Source organism: Pedococcus sp. (assembly GCF_036554925.1).
Lineage (GTDB): Bacteria > Actinomycetota > Actinomycetes > Actinomycetales > Dermatophilaceae > Pedococcus_A.
Genome location: NZ_DATBMI010000205.1, coordinates 1 through 2,843, shown reverse-complemented (window position 1 = coordinate 2,843; position 2,843 = coordinate 1). Strand labels below are relative to the sequence as shown.

Here is a 2,843-nt window from a genome sequence, read left to right as displayed (position 1 = left end):
GCCGCCACGGCGTCCCAGCGTGGGCCGTCCTGGCTCGTGCTGGCGGGTGTGGCCCTGCTGGTGATGCTGCTGGTCCGGGGGTTTCTCGTGCAGTCCTTCTATGTCCCCTCCGGCTCGATGGAGCCGACGATCAGACCAGGTGACCGCATCCTCGTGAACAAGCTGGTGGCCGGAGACGACCTCCGCCGCGGCGACGTCGTCGTGTTCGACGGCCGCACCTCCTTCGCCGCCCCCGACCGCACCCCCGCCCAGGCCGACGGCGTCATCGGGAAGGTGCTGGGCGGAGCCGCCTCGCTGTTCGGGGTCGACCTCGGCGAGCAGGACTACGTCAAGCGTGTCGTCGGCCTGCCCGGCGACCAGGTCGCCTGCTGCGACAGCGAGGGCCGGGTGACCGTCAACGGGCAGCCCGTCGACGAGGACTACCTCAGCCCGCGGGTGGCCCCGAGCGAGACGACCTTCTCCGTGAGGGTCCCGGAGGACAGACTGTGGGTCATGGGGGACAACCGGCCCAACTCCGCGGACTCCCGGGCCCACCTCGGCGACCCCGGTGGGGGAATGGTGCGCCTGCGTGACGTCCTCGGCCGCGCGTCGGTGACCTACTGGCCGCTGAGCCGGTGGGGCGGCTTCACCACCCCGCCTGCCCTCAGCACCATCCCGCGCACAGCGGGTGCGTCATGAGCGACGACGTGACACGCGGTGGGTCGCGGGCCGGGAGCAGCGCGGCCGGTGGCGAGTCGCCCGACCCGTGGCTGCGGCACGAGCTCGAGGACCCGGCCAGCGCTGGAGCCGAGCGCGCGGCCGACCGTCCGGCGGACGACCCGTGGCTGCGGCACGACCTCGCCGCCGAGCGCCACGCCGACGACCAGGCCGGGCGGGAGCCGGGCACCGGGGACCCCCGGCCGGCCGAGGACCCGGGGTACGACGCCGCACCGAGCCACCGTCACGACACGGACCCGGGCCGGGTGGGCCACACCCAACCCCTGCCCGCCGTCGACGACTGGGCCGTGTATGCCGCGGCGGCGCCAGCACCCGCGGACGACGAGCCCGATGAGCGGCGCACCCGTTCCACCGGGCGCAGGCACGGGGTCGGGGCGATGCTCGGCGCGGCCGGTCGCGAGCTCGTCATCGTCGTCGGCATGGCACTGGTGCTGTCCTTCGTCGTCAAGACGTGGCTGCTGCAGGCCTTCTACATCCCCTCCGGCTCGATGGAGGACACCCTCGTCCTCAACGACCGGGTCATCGTCAGCAAGCTCACCCCCGGGCCCTTCGACCTCAAGCGCGGCGACATCGTCGTCTTCTCCGACCCCGGCGACTGGCTCGACGCCGTGCCGCAGGAGGAGCACGGACCCGCGGTGACGGCCATCCGCAACGGCCTGATGTTCGTCGGCCTGCTGCCGGACGACTCCGAGAACCACCTCATCAAACGCGTGATCGGGCTGCCCGGCGACCACGTCGTGTGCTGCGACGAGGGCGAGCGGCTGACGGTCAACGGTGCGCCGCTGGTGGAGCCGTACCTCAAGCCGGGCGACGCCCCCAGCAACCAGGAGTTCGACATCCGGGTCCCCGAGGGATCCGTCTGGGTCATGGGTGACCACCGCTCGGACTCCTCGGACTCCCGTTTCCACGACCCCTCCGGCACGGGCGCCGACGGGTCCGTCCCGCAGAGCCTGGTCGTGGGACGGGCCGTCGCACTGGTGTGGCCACTGGACCACCTGGCCTGGCTGTCCAACCCCAGGGCGACGTTCGCGAAGGTGCCGAACCCGCCGACGGGCGGTTGAGGCGTTGGCCGCAGCACCAGCCCGGAGCCGCAAGCCCAGCCTGCGGGTCGAGCGCGCCCTGCAGCGAGACGGCCACCGCGTCCTCGCCGGGATGGACGAGGTCGGCCGCGGAGCGCTCGCCGGCCCCGTCACGGTCGGTGTCGTCCTCATCGACGAGAGCTGCCGGAGCGCGCCCACCGGAGTCCGCGACTCCAAGCTGCTGACGCCGGCGGCACGACGGGCCATGGTGCCGCGGATCGAGCGGTGGTGCCTGGCCCACGCCGTGGGCCACGCCTCGCCCGAGGAGATCGACGAGATCGGGATCATGGCGGCGCTGCGCCTCGCCGGACTGCGTGCCCTGGAGGCCGTGCCCGTCCGCCCGGACCTCGTGATCCTCGACGGCAACCACGACTGGCTCACCGCCCCCGGTGACGTGGGCCTCCTCGCGTTCGCCGGCGAGCCCCCCGCCACGCCACCGGTCACCACCATGGTCAAGGCGGACCTGAAGTGCTCGTCCGTCGCGGCCGCCAGCGTGCTCGCCAAGGTCTCCCGGGACGCGCTCATGACGGCTGCGGCGCCGGAGCACCCGGCATACCGCTGGGAGGAGAACAAGGGGTATGCCGCCCCGGAGCACCTCGCGGCGCTGGAGGCGCACGGGCCCTCGGTCCTGCACCGCCGTTCGTGGCGGCTGCCGGGAGCCATGGGGGAAGATGGGGGCATCGCCGGTGTGGAAGCAGGGACGACAGAGATGCGCAGGGTGAGCACGCGATGAGTTCGGAAGACCTCGAGAAGTACGAGAGCGAGATGGAGCTTCAGCTCTACCGCGAGTACCGGGACGTGGTCGGGCTCTTCTCGCACGTCGTCGAGACCGAGCGCCGCTTCTACCTGTGCAACTCGGTCGACGTGAAGGTGCGCAGCGATGGCGGCGAGGTCTACTTCGACGTCACGATGTCCGACGCGTGGGTCTGGGACATCTACCGGCCGGCGCGCTTCGCCAAGACGGTCAGGGTCGTGACGTTCAAGGACGTCAACGTCGAGGAGCTGGCGAAGTCCGACCTCGAGCTGCCCAAGGACAGCGGCTTCTAG

4 protein-coding genes are annotated in these 2,843 nt (G+C 72.1%); all 4 read left to right on the top strand.

The genetic code is table 11. The annotated features are described in order from the left end of the window. The coding region (gene lepB, locus VIB11_RS15720) for a signal peptidase I (RefSeq protein ID WP_332032419.1) at nucleotides 1–678 on the top strand (678 nt) is incomplete at its 5' end. Then, nucleotides 675–1,778 (top strand): signal peptidase I, encoded by a 1,104-nt coding sequence (lepB, locus tag VIB11_RS15715; RefSeq protein WP_332032418.1) that lies wholly within the window; start codon nucleotides 675–677, stop codon nucleotides 1,776–1,778. The genes lepB (VIB11_RS15720) and lepB (VIB11_RS15715), both read left to right, overlap by 4 nt. A 4-nt stretch (nucleotides 1,779–1,782) precedes the next feature. Next, the gene (locus VIB11_RS15710) at nucleotides 1,783–2,529 is read left to right on the top strand and encodes a ribonuclease HII (protein WP_332032416.1); all 747 of its coding nucleotides are present in this window, start codon (nucleotides 1,783–1,785) and stop codon (nucleotides 2,527–2,529) included. Beyond that, entirely contained in the window at nucleotides 2,526–2,843 is a 318-nt protein-coding gene (locus VIB11_RS15705; protein ID WP_332032414.1) for a DUF2469 domain-containing protein, read from the top strand. The genes VIB11_RS15710 and VIB11_RS15705 overlap by 4 nt, the downstream gene beginning before the upstream one ends.

Bases quoted from the DNA above. Each gene is read 5' to 3' on its own strand.
- lepB (WP_332032418.1), top strand. From the start codon at position 675: ATGAGCGACGACGTGACACGCGGTGGGTCGCGGGCCGGGAGCAGCGCG.
- VIB11_RS15705 (WP_332032414.1), top strand. From the start codon at position 2,526: ATGAGTTCGGAAGACCTCGAGAAGTACGAGAGCGAGATGGAGCTTCAG.